Source organism: Candidatus Ulvibacter alkanivorans (assembly GCF_003333325.1).
In the GTDB taxonomy this organism is placed as follows: domain Bacteria; phylum Bacteroidota; class Bacteroidia; order Flavobacteriales; family Flavobacteriaceae; genus Ulvibacter_A; species Ulvibacter_A alkanivorans.
In genome coordinates this window covers 15756-38493 of record NZ_QOLC01000069.1, presented here as the reverse complement: position 1 = coordinate 38493, position 22738 = coordinate 15756, and the positions used below count along the sequence as shown (strand labels likewise).

Sequence of the window (22738 nt, the reverse complement as noted above, 5' to 3'; positions counted from 1 at the left end):
CCACATCTTCATAAAGTAATTAACAATAAATGTGCATCTATTGTTAAGAAAGTTATGGGGTCGCCGGATTCTTATACAAGGTTAAGAACACACCAAATCGAGAAAACTTCTTCACCGGAATCCAGTTTTCTTGTAATGTTTGAATTGCCTCGTCACCGGTTCTATTTTCGATATTCGAGAACAGTACATAGGTATTTGCTTCAAGGTCTAAAGGCGCGAACGGCACATCGTAATCTGTATCCGGTTTTGTAAAGAATAGATCACTCGTACGTATCTGTACATTAGAGCCAATATCGGCGACCGACAATTGCGCTTCTTCGAGGTAGCGTAACATCTGCTCCTCTTGTTTAAAGTAAAACAAATGAGCCAAAGTACTGTCCCAGCCTTGAGCGATGCTCGGCGGATATATCCAAAAATGCCCAGAAATAAAAGCAATCCCTACTGTCCATAGGCTTATCTTTCGAATCAACGGACGAAGATTAGCTTCGAACAGTACATTGATCAGCAAAATACCGGATAATAAATAACAGATGGTAAAATAGCGCGGTGCAATTGGGTTGCTAAATGGCACCATACCAAAAAAGAACACTAGACAAAATGCGAGAAGTGCAACAAACACTATTGCAGATTGTGAACTCATTCTTTTTTTACTTCGGAAAAAAGCTGCCAACAACAACACCAACGGAATCCACACTGCGAATCGTCCAAATTCCAACATGCTTTTCCCATAGGCGGCAGCATTTTTTAAAACATTGAAAAGGGAAGTCGTATCTCTGTGGTCGGCATACGATTCGTTTGGTGTGAGTAAAACCCATCCAAGGGTTTGGTATTGATAGGTTAAGAATATTGCGAAACAACTAAGGCCGATAAGGTAGGCCCACAACAATTTCCTGCCTCCTTCGATGTAGTCCTTTCGTACCAATATGAAATGTAGCAATGCAAATGCAGCTACAAAATAGATTCCCCGTAAATTGGTCAATAATAAACCGGTTAACGCCAAACTATACCATGTCCAGTTGTATCGCAACAACGAATTTATACCTAGGAGAGCGAAAAACAACAATAGCATATCGTTGTTCAAACTAGTGGTTTGCGCTACTAAGGTAGGCTCGATACAGATCAAAAAGAATAGCAACATTGGCACTTGTGCTACAAACGATCTTTTAACGAGTAAGTACAACTGGAAGAATACCCCAATATTTATGAGCAATAGCAATATTCGTGGTGGCCATAATGCTACTCCAAAAAGTTTCCACGAGAGTGCAATGCTAATTGGCCATAATGGTGGATGCCCAGAGTTGTGTGTTGTGGGCAAAACCCATTGTGAAAAATCGTGTGAATAGAACCAATACGCTCTGGTCGCTTTACTTTGTCCGTCCCAAAAAAAAGGCACATCTTTCAGAAAGAAAAACGCTAGTATTAGAATACTGGAGACAAAAGCAATTCGTGTATAATCTGTTCGATTCATGCACTCAATTTGGCCCGAAGATAAAGTTTCTCCCCGAATTTTATAATCCAAAAGAACCAATAAAATTGAATTAAGGAAATGTTAAACCAAAATTGACGAGAATAACATTCTACTATATTTACGATATGAGACACACAATTGTAACCACCCTACTACTTTTACTATTTATTTCTTCTAACGCTCAAAAAAGCCAGTCACCTTATGAATGGGACTGGGTTCGAGATGGTATTTGGACCGGAGTTAGTCTTGGTGCCAGTGCCGGAGGATTACTACTCATTCAAAATAAAGATGATATTTCCGAAGAAAAATTAGCGATGGAAATAGCCAATCAAGACAATATTAATTTTCTCGATAGATGGGCAGTAGGAAACGATAGCGAAAATGCCAATATGATTAGTGACATCCCTTTTGCGGCTTCCTTTGCAGCTCCAATAGTGCTTTTATTCGACGATGAAACAAACGATCATACAGGGCAAATTGTAGGAATGTACATTGAAAGCTTAGCGACTACGGCAGGAATGTTTTCCATTACAGCAGGGCTGGTAAATAGGTCACGACCTTATGTATACAGTGAAGATGTCCCGCTGGATAGGCGATTGCGCAACAATGCACAGCGGTCCTTTTATTCCGGACATGTTGCAGCCACAGCCACAGCTACCTTTTTCACTGCTAAAGTTTTTAGTGATTTTAATCCCGATGCCAACGGAAAGGCATGGATCTGGACAGGAGCTGCGGTATTACCAGCAGCGGTGGGTTATTTTAGAATTGAAGCAGGACAGCACTTTTTGACCGATGTTCTTTTAGGGTACGGATTAGGAGCCGTAACGGGATACTTTGTTCCTGAATTGCATAAAACAAGAAATACAAGCCTCGATGTTTACCCTAGTGCAGGAATTAGTTTTACTGGAGACGAGTACCGTGGCATGGCACTGCGTTATTCCTTTTAATAACAACTAGACATTGAAGCGGAAGTGCATTACATCACCATCTTGCACGATGTACTCTTTGCCTTCCACACCTAATTTTCCGGCCTCTCTAACTTTGGCTTCGCTTCCGAAGGATACAAAATCATCATACTTGATGACCTCTGCTCGAATAAAGCCTTTTTCAAAATCGGTATGAATTACGCCCGCTGCTTGAGGAGCGGTTGCACCAACTGGAATCGTCCATGCGCGCACTTCTTTCTTACCCGCAGTAAAATAGGTTTGTAAGTTGAGTAAATTATACGCACCTCTAATGAGTTTTGCCGATCCCGGTTCTTCTAGACCAAGGTCTTCTAAGAACATTTGACGTTCCTCAAAGGTTTCTAGTTCTGTGATATCAGCTTCGGTGCCAACTGCCAAGATAAGTACTTCGGCATTTTCGTTCGCAACCGCTTTTTTAACCTGCTCGACATATTCGTTGCCGGTTGCCGCCGAATTTTCATCTACATTACAAATGTACATTACCGGTTTATCGGTAATGTATTGCATTTGGTTAATATACTCTTCTCTTTCTGCTTCGGAAAGATCGATGGCACGAACAGAAATTCCTGCTTCAAGACCTGCTTTTACTTTTTGTAACGCAGCTTCTTCCTTCATCGCTTCTTTATTTCCGGTGCGAGCAGCTCTCTTGACTTTTTCGAGTTTCTTTTCGGTAGTGTCTAGATCCTTCAGTTGCAACTCAATGTCGATTGTTTCCTTGTCTCTCACAGGGTCTACACTTCCGTCTACATGCACGATATTGTCGTCTTCGAAACAACGCAATACGTGTAATATGGCATCGGTTTCGCGTATGTTTCCGAGGAATTGATTACCTAAGCCCTCACCTTTACTAGCCCCTTTTACCAATCCGGCAATATCTACGATCTCTACCGTTGCTGGCAAAACCCGCTCGGGATCGACCAACTCTTCCAGTTTAACCAGACGGTGGTCGGGAACATTTACTACTCCAATATTAGGTTCTATGGTGCAAAACGGAAAGTTTGCGCTTTGTGCTTTGGCATTCGACAAACAATTAAAAAGTGTAGATTTTCCTACGTTTGGCAAGCCAACAATTCCTGCTTTCATAAAGTATATCTTAACAACCGTACGCTCATTTCTAACTACAATAATGCGTTACGTGCATACGATTAATTGCGGGTGCAAATATACAGTTTACCCGTAATAATAGCTATGATTTTTAACGCCCTTTTTTCAGAAAAAAAATAGGAAAACTTTGGGGGTAAATTGACGTTTATTTAACAGATCTTGGCGTAGGTTTACCATAGCATTAATTGTAAAAAACACCATTATGAAAACTATAGTAAGTTTAATTGCAGCCTTTCTACTGTGTGCCGTGACTACAACCGCACAGGAAAACACAGAGAGAAATGAAAAGACCGTAATAAAGAAGGTGGTAGCTAAAGACACTACCATTAAAACCAAGGTAATTAAAGAAACCGCAAAAGAAAAAGGTATTGTTACCGTAGCGGGCACCGAAAAAGAAGATCAAGAAGCAACGGTGATCACTAAAAAAACAGATGATGTTGAAGTAGTGGTTGATGCCGAATCGCAAGATTTGACGAACAAACAGCTTATGATCGCGCAAAAAAAGAAGCAACAGCAAGCCTTAGAAGCTTCTATTCAAGCCCAAAAAGCGAAAGCTGAAAAAGAGAAACAACTGCTAGAAGAGAAAAAGAAGCAGATGCAAGCCGAATTAGAGGCCAGAAGAAAGGCGTTAGAAAGTCGTCCTAAAGGAATGGCTAAATTGAAAAAGGATCAGTAATCACTAAAAAATTACTGTTACAGTCCGTTTCCAAATCATTGGGGACGGACTTTTTTTATTTAAGAAGCTTGGAGATCGCCTTGTGATAAGCTTCAAAATCGATCAAGTTGTTATGATCGGCACCCGGGACGGTTATAAAGTTTCGTTGTGTTTCGGGAATTTCCTCGGCTAGTTTTTTTCCCGAATTATAGGCTACCACCGAATCATCGGTGCCATGAATTATCGTTACAGGACAAGAAACGTTGGTCATAAACCGGTTGGTTGGAAATGAATACCGCAATAAGAACTTAATTGGCAGTATTGGAAATCGTTGCTTTGCAACGTGGGTCAAGTTATAAAAAGGCGTTTCGAGTATTAATTGTTGCGGATTGTTTTGCGAGGCCACATAGGTGGCAAACGTGGTTCCCAAAGATCGCCCATAGACAATTATTTCATCTTCAGTATACTGTTCGTTCAACAAATCGTAGAATTGGATTGCATCTTGATATAAGGCCTGCTCTGAAATTGAACCGGTACTTTTTCCGTAGTTCCTATAATCCATCACCAACACTTCATAATCGTATTGTAAGAAATAGGACACAATACTCCCCCACCTTGATAAATCGCCTGCGTTTCCGTGGAAATATAAAATAGCGCCTTTGGGTGCTTCCACTTTAAAATGAAGCGCATTTAAGGTTGCGCCATCGTCTGTGGTAACAAAAAGTTCTTCAAAAGGGTGTTCGAATTGATACGTATAATTTGTTTCAAGCTTGGTAGGTAAAAAGATTAGTTTTTCTTGCATACTGTAAACAAGTCCTAGAATTAATAATAGTATTACGCTTAGCCATAGAATTGACTTTCTAAAATATCTCATTCTTATTTTTTATAGGAATGCTTCACTCCAATGCTAGTGGTAGAAAGATCGATCTCTCGCTCTTCCCCAATAATGATCTCGGTTAGCGCTTTATGGTACGACTCGAATGTATTCATATTTTTATGTCCCCCACCAATTATAGGGTATAAGCGTGTTTGTTTTGGTTTTATTTCTGAAAGTTTTACGCTGCTTTTGAACGGGATCAACTTGTCATCGGTGCCGTGAATTATATGAATAGGACAATTTACATATTTTAACCACTTGTAGGTGGGCATTGGATACTTTAAGATGATCGATAAGGGCATAAAAGGCATATAACGTCCCGTTACCTTGGCCAGACTGTAATAAGGTGCATCGAGGATCAACATTTTAGGGTGATTCATAGAAGCAAGCTTAGTCGCAAACCCAGACCCTAACGATCGACCGTATAATATTATAAATTTCTCGGGTACGCGCTCGCGTATCTTATTATATACATACTGAAGATCGTGTTTAATGGCTTTTTGCGATCGTTTACCGATACTCTTTCCGAAGCCTCTGTAATCGACCATGATCACGTCGTAACTATGCCGAGTAAAATCTACCGCAAACTTGCCCCACCCTTTAATGCTCTTAGAGTTTCCTTTTAAGTATAAGACTACTCCTTTAGGTCGTTTGGTTCTAAAATGAAGTCCGTTGATTACCGCTCCATCTCGTGTTTCCAAATTGTATTCTTCCACCACTTGGTTGTCGTAATAGAATTTGAATTCCTTCGGAAGACGTTCCGGTTTAAACAGGAAATAATCTTGAAAATAATACAATAAAATGCTTATAACGATATAAACCGCCAGTACTATAAGGACAATATATAACCAATTAGGCATTGTACTAAAGTACGAAAATTAGGAATTAGCGAGTAATGGAGTGTTAGTTTCGCTTTCCGGGATTCGCTATAGGGTACTGATTTAAGACTTTTTATGATTATGCACTCTCAGTACCAGTATTTTAGCAAAGTCTTATAGGGGCTTTATCTCTTTTTAACACGGCTGTTGTGTACATTTGAGATATAAATTTAACAACACAAAACTATAATATTATGAAAAAGTTAATGATAGTCCTTGCACTTGCAGCGTTCACTACAACGTATGCACAGGAGACTAAGAACAAAAATAAGAAAACCACTACTACTGTAGTAAAAACCGCTGTGGAAGATAGCGACGGTGTTGAGGTAAGTACAAAAGAGGTTACCAAAACTAGAAGTCAGAAACTAGCCTTGAACAACTTCGATGGTACTCATAATTTTAACACAGTTATGCGACCGGTAAATACAAGTACCGACGTTGATTATTACAACGATGGTGTTATGTATAGATTCGTTCCTCAAGATCAAGGTTACTATATTGTGAACACCAAGACCAATAACAAAAAGTTCGCAAGAGTTTTTCCAACCTCCCAAAAAGGATATTATATCTATTCTGAAAACGGAAACAACGCTTTTGGATATTTTAATGAGGACGGAGACTTCGTAATCGAAAGTTATGATCCCGACGGTGATGGTGTTATGAACTATGTTTATAAACTTAATATAGACGAGGACACCAAAAAGAAGATGATGAAAGATAAGATGAAATAATCTTATTAGATAATAAACACTGACAATGCTACCCTTTATTTCTTTTTCAGATATTTAGGGTAGCATTTTTTTTAATCATGATGCATAAAGGCTTGTTTTCCTAGAAGCACTTCATCACTTTCCACATTATCTTCGTCCGGGACACAACAGTCTACCGGACATACAGCAGCACATTGTGGCTCTTCGTGAAAGCCTTTGCACTCTGTACATTTATCGGGGACGATGTAATAGATCTCATCACTTACGGGTTCTTGCGTTTCATTGGCATCTACTTCCTTTCCGTTAGGGAGCACAACATTTCCTTCTAAATCTGTTCCGTCAGCATACCGCCAATCGTCAGCACCTTCATAAATGGCCGTATTAGGACATTCTGGTTCGCAGGCGCCGCAATTGATACATTCATCTGTTATTATAATTGCCATAGCTTTTCTTTTTCTAACTTTGCGCAAATTTAATGCCTATAAGGGGCAACTCCAAATAAGTATATGGAATTACAACAAAGAATTAACGCATTTGTAGCACTAGGAAGATTTATTGGGCAATTCTCCACCCCAAATCCAACCAAAGCAACTGGTATTCCAAAAAACGATATGTTTTTCGAAGGTATGCTCACGCGACTTACTACCGCCAAAAATCACAATGGTTGGTTTACAGACACCAATCTGCAGTTCGCATGCAAAAGTTGGTACGAGGCTCTTTCCGAAGAAAATATACATACGTGGCTCTCTAACTACAGTATCCCCCAACCAACACGACCAAAGACCATCGCGATCGTCATGGCAGGTAATATTCCTCTGGTGGGCTTTCATGATTTTTTAAGTGTGCTAATTACCGGGAACAAGGTTTTGGCCAAACTGTCTTCCAACGACAACCAATTACTACCGTACTTAGCCAATTATTTACAGGCCGTAGCACCCGACTTTTCCGACTATATAACATTTACCGATGAACGATTAGATGGTTTTGACGCCGTTATTGCCACTGGCAGTTCAAATACAGCGCGTTATTTTGACTATTACTTCGGAAAGTATCCCAATATCATTCGAAAGAACAGAAACTCGGTAGCTGTATTAACCGGTAATGAAACCCAACAACAATTAGAAGCCCTCGCAGACGATATCTTTAGGTACTTCGGATTGGGGTGCAGAAATGTTTCCAAACTTTATGTCCCAATTGGATATACTTTTGAAGCATTTTTTAAGGCGATGTTCACTTGGAAAGACCTAATAAACAACAACAAGTACATTAACAATTACGATTATAATAAAGCGGTGTATCTCATGAGCAAGCTCGCATTATTAGACAATGAGTTTATGTTGCTAAAAGAAGATCCTAACTTCTCTTCACCAATATCGGTGGTGTTTTATGAACACTATTCAAGTTTAACAGACATTCGCAGAACCTTGGAAATGGAAAGTGAAAACATACAAGCAGTGGTTTCCGAAGCGGGTATTCCAAATGAGATTCCCTTCGGAAAAGCGCAAACTCCTCAGTTATGGGAATACGCCGATGGAGTTGACACCGTTGCGTTCTTGTTGAAACTTACAGAATAAGTTAGCAGTAATTTAACGGAAAAGTAGGTGAGATTTTTAATCTTTGCATTCTGAAAAGCACTACCACCATGAAAAAACATAATTTTAGCGCGGGACCTTGTATACTCCCACAATCGGTTCTTAAAAAAGCGAGTAAAGCCGTGTTGAATTTTGAAGACCTCGATCTATCGTTGGTCGAAATATCTCACCGCAGCAAACCATTTGTACATGTAATGGAACGTGCGAGAGCATTAGCTCTAGAACACTTAGGACTTGAAAATAAAGGCTATCAGGCATTATTCCTACAAGGAGGTGCCAGTCTCGAATTCCTAATGGTCGCTTATAATCTACTTGAACACAGAGCTGCCTATCTAAATACGGGTACCTGGTCAACAAAAGCCATAAAAGAAGCAAAGTTATTTGGAGAGGTTATTGAAGTAGCTTCATCTAAAGACCAAAATTTCAACTATATACCAAAAAATTACAACGTTCCCAGTGATGTTGATTATTTTCATTGCACCAGTAACAACACCATCTTTGGAACCCAATTAAATCAGTTCCCAGAGACCGATTCCCCCTTGGTGTGTGATATGAGTAGCGATATATTTTCACGTCAGTTGGACTTTTCAAAGTTCGATCTCATCTACGCAGGCGCTCAAAAAAACATGGGACCCGCGGGAACCACTTTAGTCGTTGTGAAAGAATCGATCTTGGGTAAGGTATCGCGAGCTATTCCATCGATGCTCGATTATAAAGTACATATTGTCAAAGACAGTATGTTCAATACACCATCGGTCTTCGCTGTCTATGTTTCTATGCTAACTTTAGAGTGGCTTAAGGAACAGGGTGGAATTCAAGCTATAGAAAAGATTAATAATGAAAAGGCTTCCCTTGTTTATAACGAAATTGATAGAAATCCGTTATTTAAAGGGTTCGTAGCCAACAAAGAAGATCGTTCTAAGATGAACGCGACCTTTACACTTTCCGAAGCAAACCTTATAGAACGGTTTGATGCAATGTGGAAAGATGCCGGAATTAACGGATTAAACGGTCACCGTAGCGTAGGTGGATATCGCGCATCTATGTACAACGCCCTTTCACTGGACAGTGTACAAGTGTTGGTAGATGTAATGCAGGAATTGGAACGAAAAGCATAACAAAAAAACAGCGTATAATTTAAAAGTCTATAAATAGGACCAAACTATGAAAGTATTAGCAAACGACGGAATCTCAGACAGTGGAATAGATGCTTTAGAGGCAGCAGGTTTTGAAGTAATTACCACCAAGGTAGCTCAAGAACAACTCGAAAACTATATTAACGAGAAGCAAATAGATGTGATCTTGGTTCGCAGTGCTACTAAGGTGCGTAAAGAGCTAATAGATGCCTGCCCTAGCCTTAAAGTGATAGGAAGAGGCGGTGTTGGAATGGACAATATCGATGTGGCGTATGCCAAGGAAAAAGGATTGGAAGTGATCAATACACCGGCAGCCTCCTCTTCTTCTGTGGCCGAATTGGTCTTCGCACATTTGTTTGGTGGCGTACGCTTTTTGTACGATGCCAATCGCAACATGCCCTTAGACGGTGACAGCAAGTTTAAAGAATTAAAGAAAAACTATGCCGGAGGAAGAGAATTACGTGGAAAGACCTTCGGTATTATCGGCTTTGGTCGCATTGGTCGTGAAGTCGCCAAGATCGCCTTGGGTTGCGGTATGAAGGTAATCGCTAGCGACAGCTATGTGGGAGAGGCCGACATTACCTTAGATTTTTATGACGGACAGCAGATCACGCTTAAAATTAAGACCGAGCCCGTTTCGGAATTGATCAAGCACAGTGACTTTATCACCTTACACGTACCTGCACAAAAAGACTATGTGATCGGGAAAGAGCAGATCGAAAAAATGAAAGACGGTGCTGCCATTATCAATGCCGCTCGTGGTGGGGTGATCGATGAAAAAGCGCTCATAGAAGCTTTAGAATCTGGTAAATTGTCGTTTGCAGCCTTAGACACCTTCGAAGAAGAGCCTTCACCGGCCATTAAAGTACTTATGAACGGAAAGGTTTCCTTAAGCCCACACATTGGAGCAGCCACCAAAGAAGCACAAGATAGAATTGGAACCGAACTGGCAGAGCAAATTATAAATATCTTAAAAACTGCCTAATCAGCTACATTTATATTTTTTAAAATAAAACAATACTATGGCAGGAATATTAGATCTTTTAAACAGCGATGCCGGCAAGCAACTTATCCAAGGTGTGAGCCAAGAAACAAATCAATCTACCGATAAGGCAACTTCGGTAATAACTATGGCCATGCCGTTACTAATGGGCGCAATGAAGCGCAACGTTAGTTCTTCGGAAGGCGCCTCAGGATTATTGAATGCGTTAGAAAACAAGCATGATGGTAGTATTTTAGATAACTTAGGCGGACTTTTTAGTGGCGGTGTGAACGAAGATGTAAAGCGAGATGGTCTTGGGATCTTAGGACATGTTTTAGGTGGTTCTCAGAACAATGTGGTAGGAGCCATTTCTAAAAAATCGGGAGTGGATACAGATTCGGTCATGCAAATCTTAACCGTAGTTGCACCAATAATTTTAGGCTATTTGGGAAAACAAAAACGGCAGAACAACGTGCAGTCGTCTTCCGGTTTGGAAGGATTGTTAGGCGGTATGCTAGGAGGCGGTAAAAGATCGCAGCAAAAACAACAAAGTCTTATCGAGTCTTTATTAGACGGCGATAATGACGGAAGTGTGGTAGACGACATCGCAGGAATGGTATTAGGAGGCAGTAAGAAAAAAGGAGGATTGCTTGGTGGTCTCTTCGGAAACTAATAGCACAAAAATTAAGCGCATTGCTATCCTTTGCAACTGTTTGGAGCGTTTTTTGTTAAAGGCAGTTAAATACCAGGTTAAAATCTTTCGATTTTAGTAACTTTATAAAAAGACTATCATGAAGTATTTATTAGCGATTTTTGCAGTAGCACTTATGATCTATAGTTGCGACAGTAGCAAGTCGGCTATGAAAGGGGATTCTGAAACTGCAATGGCCGAAAACGACACCATTCGTATTGCGAACGACAGTTTAGAGTATGAGATCATGATCTTCGAGCCCGGATTTACCGCTTGGTTGGTAACTCAACCGCCTCGAGGTTATTACGGTTTAGAATATCTTGAAATAAAAAACCGAGTGTTCGTTACAGAATACAATCAGCGTGCTCTAAACCCTCAGCGATATAGCAATCGTTTGTACCCACAAGAAATCGATTACGACCCCACTGTGGATTACGGGTATGAAGTGAATTATTTACTCTACAATTACTTTGTATATTTTCAGAACGAGTACAATCAAAACTTTCCAGGCGGTAGAAATTGAAAAAATTAAAACAACGTTGGAACCTTACTTCTAATTGGCAACTTACAGTCGTTTTTGTAGTTTTTGCCATTACCGGAAGCACCTCGGCTAAATTTGCCGGTCCGCTAACCGATGTGGTAGGTATTACTGAAGAAATGGGTTGGTATATTTATTGGCCGGTTCGAATCTTGATCATATTTCCGATTTACCAAGTATTATTGGTTTTTTTCGGGTGGCTCTTTGGTGAATTCGAATTTTTTTGGAACTTTGAAAAAAAAATGCTCCGAGCCATGAAGCTTGGCTTCTTGTTACCTAAATGATTTTTCAGCAAAAAATAGCGCACCTAATTGGATCGATACTCTTATCGATAGCGTTATTATTGCCTGTGGCAGTGCAACTTGCACACACTTTTGACAGCCACGAACACAAACCGTGTAAGGAAGTTTCGGTTCATTTTCATGAAAAACAACTAGACTGCTCGATTTGTAGCTTCCATCTTTCCTCTTTTACCTATGAGTTGTTGACTTCGGAAACTGTTTCCGAAGCAATAAAAACGTTAACTATAACCACTTTCTACACGTATTGGAAAGAAACCGAGACTTTATACTCTTATTCCCTTCGTGGCCCACCTGCTACCCTCTCTTAGCAGAAAATTATTTTTAATTTAAAACATAGAGAGATTATGAAATCTTATTTATTCGTTTCCCTAGCGCTATTATTCGCTGTATGGGGACACGCCCAAAATAGTATTACGGGCACAATTACGGCCGCCAATGACGGCATGCCCATACCGGCAACCATACATATTCCCCAGCTTGAAAAAGGCACCATTGCTAACAACAATGGTATTTATACAATAAACAACATCCCAAATGGGACCTATACCGTGGTCTATTCCTATTTGGGTTTTGCGACTATTTCTGAAAAAACACAGTTTGTGAACGGCACAATAATCACCAGAGATGTCATATTAGAAGAAAGTGCCGTAGAAATTGAAGAAGTTATTATTTCCACTCCCTTTCATAAGCTTCAAAGCGATAATGTGATGAAGGTAGAGCGGGTTTCGACCGATGCATTGAATTCGAGAGGTGCGGTGACACTTGCCGAAGGTATTACCAATATTCCCGGTGTTAATTCGGTTTCTACCGGCTTGGGTATTGGAAAACCTGTGATTCGCGGATTAAGTTCAAACCGGGTACTTACTTACGCACAAGGAGTGCGATTGGAAAATCAACAATTTGGAGATGAACACGGCTTAGGAATTAACGAAGCCGGGATCGAAAGCGTAGAGGTCATTAAAGGACCTGCTTCCCTACTCTATGGTAGCGATGCGTTAGGTGGGGTTTTGTATTTAAATCCCGAACGATTTGCCTCGTCTAATACCACCGAAGGGGACCTGCGCAGCTCCTTCTTTTCGAATACAATAGGTTTTGGTAATACAGCAGGGTTTCGGTCCTCTGGAGAGCAATTTAAGTTTCTGGCCAGAACGACCTATGTTACTCATAGTGATTATGAAACGGGTGACGGTGATCGAGTGACCAATAGTCGGTTTAACGAAACCGACCTCAAGACCGGAATCAGATTTCAGAATAATGCGCTTAAATCAACCTTCCGCTATAATTATAATCGCTCGAACATTGGGATTCCCGAAGAAATCGCAGCTCAAACTACCAGCAAGTCTTTAATCATACCCTACCAAAAGATCGACAATCACTTATTGAGTTTAGAAAATACGTTCTATTTCAATAACTCCTCATTAGATGCTAAATTTGGGTACACCTTTAACGATCGTTCAGAGTTTGAAGATCATCATGAAGAAGAAGAAGATGAAGAAGGAGAAGGCAACCATGAGGAAGGTGAAGAAGGAGAAGAAGCGGCCTTACGTTTAAAATTGAACACTTTAAGCTACGATTTGAAGTACAATCTGCCGGAGTTAGGGAATTTTGAAACGATTGTGGGGATACAAGGCTTATATCAAACCAACGAGAATTTTGGGGAAGAAATTCTTATTCCCGATGCTACCAAAATAGATTTTGGCATATTTGCAACTACCCATTATCATCTAGAGAAAGTTGATCTACAAGCCGGATTACGTTATGATCATCGCAGTATTAATACCGATGCGGCTCGTGACATGGCAGATCCAGATTTTATTCCTGCATTGGATAAGAACTTTAGCAGCTTTAATGCTGCCATTGGTGCAAAAATCGTGTTAGCAGAGCCCGTCGATCTACGAATTAACCTTGCTAGCGGTTTTCGTGCTCCAAATCTAGCAGAGCTTACTTCCAATGGGGAACACGAAGGAACTAATAGATATGAAGTCGGAGATCCAAACCTAGAAAATGAGCAAAACGTGCAGTTAGATGTATCGGCCGGATTTAGAAATAAGCATGTTGAGATCTTCGGAAGTGGTTTTTACAACCTAGTGAATAATTATATATTCATTGAACCCACCGGGATGATGATAGAAGATAGTTTTGTATTTAATTACAAACAAAACGACGCCTATTTGTACGGTGGTGAATTTGGATTGCACTTACATCCGCATCCGCTGGATTGGTTGCATTTAGAAAGTAGTTTTGAATCGGTAGTGGGTAGACTGAAAAATGTTGATAGTGATCTCCCCTTAATTCCTGCTAATACTGTGTCTAATACCTTTCGAGTGGAGTTTGAAGATGGTTCACTTCGGAAGCAAACATATGTATTTTTGGGTATGCGAAACACGCTGAAGCAGAGCAATATAAGCGAATTTGAAACTCCAACACCGGGATATACGCTTATTAACACAGGCGTGGGCGGAACACTACAGTTTGAACAATTACAATTAGATCTTGGATTAAGTGTTACTAATTTGTTTAACACCACCTATATTGCACATCTTTCTCGCTTAAAGGTAGATGGTATTCCGAATATGGGACGTAATTTAAAATTAAGTGTAAAGGCTACATTATAATAAAAAAAGCCCCATTTAGGGGCTTTTTTACTTTGTTATCTTTCTATTTATCCATTCGGATTCAAGATCAATTCGATGCGTTCATCCACATCTTGCAAATGGTATCGACTCATTCTGTCTGAAGTACGACCTATTGCTCTATTAATATCGCGTTGCAATGCTTTAAGTTCTGCGCGAACTACCGGACGAATATCACTCTGACTTACCTCAACGGCGGTTGCACCACCAAATCGGCGTACAAAATCTGGAATGTTCTGTTCCTCGGTCATTAAGTGTTCCATACGATCTATATAGGCACGTTGTAAATTTCTGCGGTAGGTATCGATCTCACTGCCTCTATCAAGTTCACTCCAGATACCATTTCTCAATTCGGTCATCATGTCTAACAAACCATAAGCATCATCACCATTAATCGTTTCGTTTTCAATAAGTCTTGCCATTCTTCCGAAGTCTAAGATATTATTTAACGTACGTACTTGAGTGTTTCTAATACGTTCTACACTTCCGGCAGACTCTACCTTGTTAAAGATATTTGGGTCAATTAACCACTCCGGTGTCGTGAATAGTTGTTCTTGTATAAACTCCATACTTTCTTCTTGACGATCGGAATCTACGTGTGTATATACGGCTCCTTCTTGATCGTAGGTCTTATAATACTCGTAAACCCCTCCAATATTAGAAGACACATGACCCATATAACGATTATACTGTCCAAGCACTTGTCCATACATCGTTTTTAAGTCCTCATAATCCTTTCCATCCTCGGCTGTCCATTGAATTAGATTTGGTACGATACGTTTTAAGTTCATGATCCCGTAATTACTTGCTTTTACAGCGTCGTCACCAAGGTCTTCCGTTTGAGAACTAGGGTCGATCACTCCAAACTGTTGTCTTCCGAAGCGATACATAGGATCATCTGCTTTTTCTAAGATCCATTGGTCTAGAATTTCTTTTTCTTCCTTAGCTGTTTCCGCCTGTGGAATTGGCTTATATCCCCACATGATCGCATATTTATCATACGGACCAATATTTGGCATTAAGGCAACTCCTTCGTCTCCAGGTTGTGCTACGTAGTTAAAACGTGCATAATCCATGATCGAAGGTGCTGTACCGTATTTTTGCGTAAAATCGGCATCTCGCAACATCTCAACCGGATAAGCGACACTACTTCCCATGTTATGAGGCAATCCAAGGGTATGTCCAACCTCATGAGCCGAAACAAACCGAATTAATCGACCCATCACTTCATCTTTAAATTCGACTCCTCTAGCTTCGGGGTTAATAGCGGCTGTTTGTACAAAGAACCAATTGCGTAACAACGTCATTACGTTATGATACCAGTTAATATCACTTTCCAAGATCTCACCACTTCTAGGGTCACTAACATGAGGTCCGTTGGCGTTTGGAATAGGAGAAGCAAGGTAACGCACTACAGAATAACGTACATCTTCTGGGCTCCAATCCGGGTCTTCTTCTTTCGATGGAGGATCCTTTGCAATAATCGCATTCTTAAATCCAGCAGCTTCGAAAGCAACCTGCCAGTCTTCAATACCCTGCTTAATATATGGCCTCCATTTTACCGGAGTCGCCGGATCGATATAGTATACGATTTGCTTTTTAGGTTCAACTAATTCGCCACGATTAAACTTAGCCAAGTCTTCGTCCTTTACTTCTAAACGCCAGCGATCTAAGTAGCGTACGGTCTTGCTTTCTTGATTGTCTAAGCCGTAATCGGTTTGACCTCTGGCGAACCATCCTACACGTTGATCGAAATAACGACGACGCATTGGCTCCTTAGGCAATAGCACCATAGAGTTGTTCATTTCTAATGATATAGAAGCCGTACTTGCATTCGAAGGAGGTTCTGAAGCGTCATAGGTCTTTACGTGACGTGCTTCGATATTCAGCGGATAACTCTTAATAGATTCTATAAAACTGCGATCGCTGTCTAGTCTAGAAATCTTATACGCCTTTCTGCGACTCGCAGGATAACCAAGTGGTTTAACATCTTCCGAAAATAATGGTGTTACATCGATCACTGTAGAGGTTGAATCTTTTCCTATGGTCTTTATGGGAAACGCATATAATACAGGCTCAAAATTTGAGTTGACTACGGCTTGGTGTATTGGCAGAGAGTCTGCAGCATAAATTTGATGCGATACCACTCTCAACAATACTTGCTTATCTTTTTTCTGCCAACGCAATACTTGGGTGTTTTGCTTTCCGCCACCAAAACCAATTCCGGTAGCCGTTTTCGCAATTCGCGTTACCATTAACATTTCTCTATCGAATAAAGAATCCGGGATCTCATAAAAATAATCGTCCTCGACCTTATGTACATCGAACAGCCCTTCATCGGTTATGGCATCTTTGGTTATAACCTTGTCATACGGTTTAATACCATTTTTTTTGTCTTTAGATTGTTTAGCTGCATCTGCTGCTTGGTTTCCTTTTGCCTTTTTGGCAGTAGAACAACCAGCCAGTGAAAGGGCAAGAAAACATACGAATAGTGAATAGAGAAATTGTTTTTTCATGAAATAAGAAATTTAGTAGGCTCCGAAAATACAAAAACAAGCCCCTTTAAATGTTAATGAAATCTTAACATTATAAAGGGGTTGTGACTTATGGTAGCTTGTGTGTTTTAATCGTTTACTTTAACTTCAATGGTTTGTGGAGTAGGCTGTGTTTGCTTTTTCCAAACGAAGGTGTACAACCACATAAGCGTGAAGGTTGGGATAAAATCCATTCCCGGTAATAGCTCTTCTACAAACACCAATACCGAGGCAACTTTTCCTTGTGTCCCAGAATACATATCGTTCATCTTTTTAGCTGCGTATGGCGCCCAAAGTATGTCTAAAAATGGACCCACAAAAGGAATTGCTAATGTAACCATCCCCAATGCATCTAAAAGAATGCCTTTACGTAAAAGGGTATATTTTGAGTTTTTCATTTCGATTCAATTATACGTTATACACTTTAAAAACGCAATAAGCTTGCCAAAATTATGCAAGATCGCTACTTATTAGTTTTAGGAATTCATTTCGTGTTTCGATCTTCTCGAATTGTCCTCTAAATCCTGAGGTTGTGGTAACACTATTCTGTTTTTGCACCCCGCGCATCATCATGCACATATGTGAAGCTTCAATTACAACTGCCACTCCTTTTGGTTTTAGGGTGTTGTTAATACACTCGAGAATATCATGTGTAAGTCGTTCTTGCACCTGCAATCTTCTCGCAAACACATCCACGACCCTTGGTATTTTACTTAAGCCTACAATTCGACCGTCGGGTATATATGCTATGTGAGCCTTTCCGAAGAAGGGCAACATATGATGCTCACATAAGGAGTACAACTCAATATCTTTAATTATAACCATGTCGTTATATCCTTCTTCGAACATCGCGCTTCGCAATATTTCCTCTGGGTCTTGACAGTGTCCAGATGTTAAGAATTGTATTGCTTTTGCAGCGCGTTCGGGTGTTTTAACGATCCCCTCTCGTGTTATATCTTCACCCACTCCGGTAAGAATATTGCTAAAATCTTGTTTTAACTTATCGGTAACAGGTTGGTCGTATTCTTCGAAGAATCGGTATGATGCCATTTACTATTTTTTTAATTTATCGGAATAATATTTTTTGATTTTATCAATCTTAGGCGCAACAATAAATTGACAGTAGGGTTGCGAGGTATTTTCATTATAAAAATCTTGATGGTCCTCTTCGGCTTCATAGAACACATCTAGTGGTGTCACTTCCGTTACGATCGCATCGTTGAATACCTTATTTTCATCCAATAATGAGATCATTGCTTCGGCTTTTTCCTTTTGTGCTTCGGAAAGATAGAAAATACCGCTTCGATATTGCGTTCCTTTATCATTTCCTTGCCGATTTAAGGTTGTTGGATCGTGAGTTGCAAAAAACACTTCAAGTATGGTCTCAAGCGAAACCACAGCCGGGTCATAACTAATTTTGATTCCTTCGGCATGCCCGGTTCTCCCACTGCACACCTCTCTATACGCCGGGTTTTTTATATGTCCGCCCGTATAACCTGAAACTACGCTTTCAACACCTTCAATTCGTTGAAAAACAGCTTCGGTACACCAAAAGCAACCACCTGCCAGGACAATTTGTTCTAAGTTTTTATTCATTTATTAAACAATATTACAATTAAAAATACAGCTACAAATAAGATGCAACGGCATTTTAACTTTTTATTAATAGTTCGACCCTTACGAGAACATTAGATTTGCGTTTTCCGAGTTTTTAGATCAGAAGCAATCAAAATTCATCCATTGAAGCATACCAAACTATCCCGCTATTTTATTCTATTTGTTACCCTTTTTCACGCTACGCTAACATTGGCACAAACGGATAAATCGATCGAAGCTGTGCGAATTGAAAATCCGCCAAAAATTGATGGCGTTTTAGACGATACTGTTTGGGAATCATTACCTGCCTATGGTAACTTTAACATGTACGAACCCGGAAATGAAGGAACCATCGATCCCGCATTACAAACAGAGGTAAAGATGGCGTACGACGACAAGGCGGTTTATGTAGCAGCCTATTTGTATTACCCAAATCCTGACGAAATTCCGAGTCAGTTTTCGCAACGTGACGATGTGTTTGTACAAGCCGATAATTTCTATGTAGCTTTAAATACCTATAACGACGGACTTAATGAAACTCGATTCTTCGTAACGAGTGCAGGAACTATTGGTGATTCTCGGGTTACACAGAACAATCAAGACTTTGGATACGATGTTGTTTTCGAGTGCAGGATCTCTAAAGACAATAAAGGCTGGTATGCCGAGTATCGCATCCCTTATAATGCACTTCGATTTCCTGAGGTCGAGGTTCAAAATTGGAGTGTCAATTTTTATCGACGTTTGGTCAATGAAAATGAAACGCATACATGGAATTTCATCAAGAATGATGTGGGAAGAGCGACACAGTACAATGGTAAAGTTACGGGAGTTCGAAATATTGATCCCCCTACTCGCCTCACCTTCTTCCCCTTTGCCCAAGGATTGTTTACGAATTTTGATGGCGAGTCGGAAACCAACTTTTCCGCAGGAATGGATATAAAATACGGATTGAGCGACAGTTTTACACTTGATGCGACACTAATTCCGGATTTTGGACAAACATCCTTTGATGAAGTACGATTAAATTTAGGACCGTTTGAACAAACCTTTGGTGAAAATCGACAATTTTTTACCGAGGGGATCGATCTTTTTAGAAAAGGCGGAATATTTTTTTCTAGACGTGTAGGAAGCAGACCTACCGGTAATGTTGGGGAATTGAACGACAGTGAAGTCGTAGATGAATTTCCCGAAAAAGTTAATCTCCTAAACGCACTAAAAATTAGTGGTAGAACCAAAGAAGGTCTAGGTATTGGTTTCTTTAATGCAGTTACAGAAAAAACAATTGCCATTGTGCGTGACACACTAAGCGGTAACGCTCGTGAGGTAGTAGTAGAACCGTTGGCCAATTATAATATAATAGTATTGGACCAACAATTTAATGAGAACTCGTCCATCTCATTAATCAATACAAATGTGACACGTGACGGTAGTTTTAGAGATGGCAACACCTCGGCTTTCGTGTTTGATGTCGCAGATAAGGAAAACAGATTTGGCGTATCAGGAAGAGCCATTGTGAGTAATGTGAATGATGTAGATGGAACCTCGACCGGGTTCTTATCGGAATTGGATATTGCTCGAATTAAAGGAAATTTCAGATATCGAATAGGGCACGATTTTGCTAATACCACCTACGATATAAACGACCTCGGAATAAGCTTCAGAAATAATTTCAACAATTTCGTAGCAGGTATTTCGTATGAGATCTTTGAGCCTACTAGTATTTACAATCGATATAGAATTAGCTTGACAGCCAGGCACAATCGATTGTATAAGCCAGACGTGCAAACGAGTAATAATTTTAACTTGAACTCGTTTTTCTTTACCATAAACCGCTTGGCATATGGCCTAAACTTAGGGTATAATACAGACAGTGATGATTATTTTGAGCCCCGTGTGCCTGGGCGCTTTGTTACCTTTAATCAAAACTTCGGTGGCAATGTGTTTGTCTCTACCGATTTTAGAAAGAAGTTCGCTTTTGATGCCGGATTTGGATATCGCACCTTTTTAGAAGATCCTCAACGCAATTATTTTATCGATTTTTCCCCACGGTATCGATTCTCAGATAAGTTTTTAGTAATCTTATCCAGCGACTTTTCAATAAACAATAAGGCCTTTGGTTATATTGATAACACCGATACGGAAATATTCTTTGGCCAACGAGATATTACCAATATCGAGAACAGCATAACGGCTAATTACAATTTTGATCCCTATAAAGCATTGAATCTTCGATTCCGCAATTTTTGGAGTACGGCCGATTATAGCGATAATGTATTCTTTACCTTGAATGAGGATGGAACGCGAACCGTAACTACCTATGATGTCTCTGAAAACGACCCGAATCGCAATTTCAACATTTGGAACTTAGACCTTAGTTTTCGTTGGCGATTTGCTCCTGGTAGCGAGGCAACTTTGCTTTATAGAAACCAGATATTTAATCAGGATAATTTGGCCACCTTGGGATATAGTGAGAGTTTAGACAATTTATTTGCGCAGCCGCAACAAAACTCGGTTTCACTTCGTATCACCTATTTCCTCGATTATAATAACATAAAATATCTTTTTAATAAAGAATCCTAAGCGTTGTAAAATCAAACTCAAACGCTTATTTTCACGTTTTTATACGCTCGAATGATTAAAGCCACCAATATTCACAAATATTACGACGAACTACACGTACTTAAAGGAGTAGATCTGTCTATTAGGGAAAGTGAGATCGTTTCGATTGTTGGAGCTTCAGGAGCCGGGAAAACCACCTTGCTACAAATCTTAGGGACCTTAGACAGTTTTTCTGAAAAGCCTGAAAGCACTCTTCATATTGACGGAATAGAAATTGCATCCTTAAAACGCAAACAACTGGCCAAGTTCAGAAATGAGCACCTAGGCTTTATCTTTCAGTTCCATCAACTACTGCCGGAATTTACAGCGTTGGAGAATGTGTGTATTCCAGCCTTTATTAAGAACACTACTCCTTCCGAAGCAGAAAAAAAAGCAAAGGAACTATTATCATTTTTAGGGCTTTCACACCGCGAGAGTCACAAACCTAACGAGCTATCCGGTGGAGAACAACAACGAGTGGCGGTAGCAAGAGCATTGGTCAATGATCCGGCTATAATCCTTGCAGACGAACCAAGTGGAAACCTCGATACTGAAAGTGCAGAAAATCTCCACAATTTATTCTTTAGACTACGAGATGAATTTGGGCAAACCTTTATTATCGTTACGCACAATGAGGATCTTGCCGATATGGCCGACCGAAAGTTGGTGATGCAAGACGGTATTATTTTAAAGTAATCCATGAAGCGAGCTGCGCTAAAAGCCTTCCTTGACGAAAAGGTACACACTTATAATACGGTCGACTTTATTGAAAGTGATCCCATACAGATTCCACATAAGTTTACTATTAAAGAAGATATCGAGATCGCAGGATTTTTAACCGCTACCATCGCCTGGGGCAATCGAAAAAGTATCATTAACAACGGTACAAAAATGATGAACATCATGGGTAATGCACCCTACGAGTTTATCATGCAATTTTCTGAAAAGGACCTAGAGCGGGTTCACGGTTTCGTGCATCGCACATTTAATGCCGAAGATCTCACTTATTTCTTTAAAGCACTTCGGAATATATACATGAATCATAACGGATTGGAATCGGTTTTTAAAGCCGGTGCTACACCACAAACCTTACAGCCTGCGATTCATCACTTTAAACGTAATTTTTTTGAATTGCCACATCCTACCAGGACCGAAAAACACGTGAGTGACCCGTTTAAGAATTCGGCTGCCAAACGCATTAATATGTTCTTGCGTTGGATGGTGAGAAAAGACAATGCCGGAGTTGACTTTGGAATTTGGAAATCACTCTCCCCTGCTCAACTTTCTTGTCCGTTAGATGTCCATAGTGGATCGGTAGCAAGGAAATTAGGGCTGTTAGACCGAAAACAAAATGACGCCAAGGCTCTTGTAATTTTAGACACCAATCTTAGGAAGTTGGACGCCAATGACCCGGTCAAATACGATTTTGCCTTGTTTGGTCTAGGCGCTTTTGAATCTTTTTAGGTGAAACTGTTATAA

Annotated in this window: 23 protein-coding genes; 14 read left to right on the top strand and 9 right to left on the bottom strand. The window is 40.1% G+C overall.

Annotated features, from left to right (window positions below; genetic code table 11):
- Window positions 1–52 precede the first annotated feature (52 nt).
- Window positions 53–1468 carry a glycosyltransferase family 39 protein gene (locus DWA30_RS05940; RefSeq protein WP_114491625.1) on the bottom strand — a complete coding sequence of 472 codons (1416 nt, stop codon included), beginning with the start codon at window positions 1466–1468 and terminating at the stop codon, window positions 53–55.
- 125 nt (window positions 1469–1593) lie between these two features.
- On the opposite strand from DWA30_RS05940, the gene DWA30_RS05935 reads away from it, so the two are divergent.
- Window positions 1594–2415 (top strand): phosphatase PAP2 family protein, encoded by an 822-nt coding sequence (locus DWA30_RS05935; protein ID WP_114491624.1) that lies wholly within the window; start codon window positions 1594–1596, stop codon window positions 2413–2415.
- Between the two features lie 6 nt (window positions 2416–2421).
- Here DWA30_RS05935 and ychF read toward each other — a convergent pair whose 3' ends face one another.
- On the bottom strand, window positions 2422–3516 hold the full coding sequence (gene ychF, locus DWA30_RS05930; protein WP_114491623.1) for a redox-regulated ATPase YchF: 1095 nt from the start codon (window positions 3514–3516) through the stop codon (window positions 2422–2424).
- Window positions 3517–3739: 223 nt separating this feature from the next.
- On the opposite strand from ychF, the gene DWA30_RS05925 reads away from it, so the two are divergent.
- Window positions 3740–4213, top strand: coding sequence for a DUF5320 domain-containing protein (locus tag DWA30_RS05925; RefSeq protein WP_114491622.1), 474 nt, complete (start codon window positions 3740–3742; stop codon window positions 4211–4213).
- A 55-nt stretch (window positions 4214–4268) separates the two neighbouring features.
- On the opposite strand, the gene DWA30_RS05920 is transcribed toward DWA30_RS05925, so the two are convergent.
- Both DWA30_RS05920 and DWA30_RS05915 read right to left on the bottom strand, forming a co-directional pair.
- On the bottom strand, window positions 4269–5066 hold the full coding sequence (locus tag DWA30_RS05920; protein WP_114491621.1) for an alpha/beta hydrolase: 798 nt from the start codon (window positions 5064–5066) through the stop codon (window positions 4269–4271).
- Between the two features lie 2 nt (window positions 5067–5068).
- The gene (locus tag DWA30_RS05915) at window positions 5069–5929 is read right to left on the bottom strand and encodes an alpha/beta hydrolase (protein ID WP_114491620.1); all 861 of its coding nucleotides are present in this window, start codon (window positions 5927–5929) and stop codon (window positions 5069–5071) included.
- Between the two features lie 212 nt (window positions 5930–6141).
- On the opposite strand from DWA30_RS05915, the gene DWA30_RS05910 reads away from it, so the two are divergent.
- Window positions 6142–6678: a hypothetical protein gene (locus tag DWA30_RS05910; protein WP_114491619.1), complete on the top strand. Its 537-nt coding sequence runs from the start codon at window positions 6142–6144 to the stop codon at window positions 6676–6678.
- A 71-nt stretch (window positions 6679–6749) separates the two neighbouring features.
- On the opposite strand, the gene DWA30_RS05905 is transcribed toward DWA30_RS05910, so the two are convergent.
- Window positions 6750–7100: a 4Fe-4S dicluster domain-containing protein gene (locus tag DWA30_RS05905; protein WP_114491618.1), complete on the bottom strand. Its 351-nt coding sequence runs from the start codon at window positions 7098–7100 to the stop codon at window positions 6750–6752.
- A 63-nt stretch (window positions 7101–7163) separates the two neighbouring features.
- Here DWA30_RS05905 and DWA30_RS05900 point away from each other — a divergent pair, with 63 nt between their 5' ends.
- From DWA30_RS05900 to DWA30_RS05870, 8 genes are all read left to right on the top strand, one after another.
- Window positions 7164–8231 (top strand): acyl-CoA reductase, encoded by a 1068-nt coding sequence (locus DWA30_RS05900; RefSeq protein ID WP_114491617.1) that lies wholly within the window; start codon window positions 7164–7166, stop codon window positions 8229–8231.
- Between the two features lie 68 nt (window positions 8232–8299).
- The gene (gene serC, locus DWA30_RS05895; protein ID WP_114491616.1) at window positions 8300–9367 is read left to right on the top strand and encodes a 3-phosphoserine/phosphohydroxythreonine transaminase; all 1068 of its coding nucleotides are present in this window, start codon (window positions 8300–8302) and stop codon (window positions 9365–9367) included.
- 46 nt (window positions 9368–9413) lie between these two features.
- On the top strand, window positions 9414–10370 hold the full coding sequence (locus DWA30_RS05890) for a D-2-hydroxyacid dehydrogenase (protein ID WP_114491615.1): 957 nt from the start codon (window positions 9414–9416) through the stop codon (window positions 10368–10370).
- 37 nt (window positions 10371–10407) lie between these two features.
- Window positions 10408–11040 (top strand): DUF937 domain-containing protein, encoded by a 633-nt coding sequence (locus DWA30_RS05885; protein WP_114491614.1) that lies wholly within the window; start codon window positions 10408–10410, stop codon window positions 11038–11040.
- 118 nt (window positions 11041–11158) lie between these two features.
- Window positions 11159–11581 (top strand): DUF6146 family protein, encoded by a 423-nt coding sequence (locus tag DWA30_RS05880; RefSeq protein ID WP_114491613.1) that lies wholly within the window; start codon window positions 11159–11161, stop codon window positions 11579–11581.
- Window positions 11578–11880, top strand: coding sequence for a DUF6787 family protein (locus DWA30_RS05875; RefSeq protein WP_114491612.1), 303 nt, complete (start codon window positions 11578–11580; stop codon window positions 11878–11880). The genes DWA30_RS05880 and DWA30_RS05875 overlap by 4 nt, the downstream gene beginning before the upstream one ends.
- Entirely contained in the window at window positions 11877–12206 is a 330-nt protein-coding gene (locus tag DWA30_RS13190; RefSeq protein WP_136073164.1) for a hypothetical protein, read from the top strand. Before DWA30_RS05875 ends, DWA30_RS13190 begins: the two co-directional genes overlap by 4 nt.
- A gap of 36 nt (window positions 12207–12242) precedes the next feature.
- The gene (locus DWA30_RS05870; protein ID WP_114491611.1) at window positions 12243–14513 is read left to right on the top strand and encodes a TonB-dependent receptor; all 2271 of its coding nucleotides are present in this window, start codon (window positions 12243–12245) and stop codon (window positions 14511–14513) included.
- Window positions 14514–14560: 47 nt separating this feature from the next.
- On the opposite strand, the gene DWA30_RS05865 is transcribed toward DWA30_RS05870, so the two are convergent.
- The 4 genes from DWA30_RS05865 to msrA form a co-directional block, all read right to left on the bottom strand.
- Entirely contained in the window at window positions 14561–17047 is a 2487-nt protein-coding gene (locus tag DWA30_RS05865) for a zinc-dependent metalloprotease (protein WP_114491610.1), read from the bottom strand.
- Between the two features lie 107 nt (window positions 17048–17154).
- Complete coding sequence (locus DWA30_RS05860) at window positions 17155–17463, bottom strand: hypothetical protein (protein WP_114491609.1); 309 nt, start codon at window positions 17461–17463, stop codon at window positions 17155–17157.
- A 52-nt stretch (window positions 17464–17515) separates the two neighbouring features.
- Window positions 17516–18115: a GTP cyclohydrolase I FolE gene (folE, locus tag DWA30_RS05855; RefSeq protein WP_114491608.1), complete on the bottom strand. Its 600-nt coding sequence runs from the start codon at window positions 18113–18115 to the stop codon at window positions 17516–17518.
- Between the two features lie 3 nt (window positions 18116–18118).
- Window positions 18119–18661 (bottom strand): peptide-methionine (S)-S-oxide reductase MsrA, encoded by a 543-nt coding sequence (gene msrA / locus DWA30_RS05850; RefSeq protein ID WP_114491607.1) that lies wholly within the window; start codon window positions 18659–18661, stop codon window positions 18119–18121.
- A gap of 144 nt (window positions 18662–18805) precedes the next feature.
- Here msrA and DWA30_RS05845 point away from each other — a divergent pair, with 144 nt between their 5' ends.
- From DWA30_RS05845 to DWA30_RS05835, 3 genes are read left to right on the top strand one after another with little or no spacing between them, the layout of a single operon-like run.
- A complete protein-coding gene (locus DWA30_RS05845; RefSeq protein WP_168421746.1) occupies window positions 18806–21241 on the top strand; it encodes a DUF5916 domain-containing protein in 2436 nt (811 codons plus the stop codon).
- A 51-nt stretch (window positions 21242–21292) separates the two neighbouring features.
- Window positions 21293–21955, top strand: coding sequence for an ABC transporter ATP-binding protein (locus DWA30_RS05840; protein WP_114491606.1), 663 nt, complete (start codon window positions 21293–21295; stop codon window positions 21953–21955).
- Between the two features lie 3 nt (window positions 21956–21958).
- Window positions 21959–22723 carry a TIGR02757 family protein gene (locus DWA30_RS05835; protein ID WP_114491605.1) on the top strand — a complete coding sequence of 255 codons (765 nt, stop codon included), beginning with the start codon at window positions 21959–21961 and terminating at the stop codon, window positions 22721–22723.
- The last annotated feature ends 15 nt before the right edge of the window (window positions 22724–22738 follow it).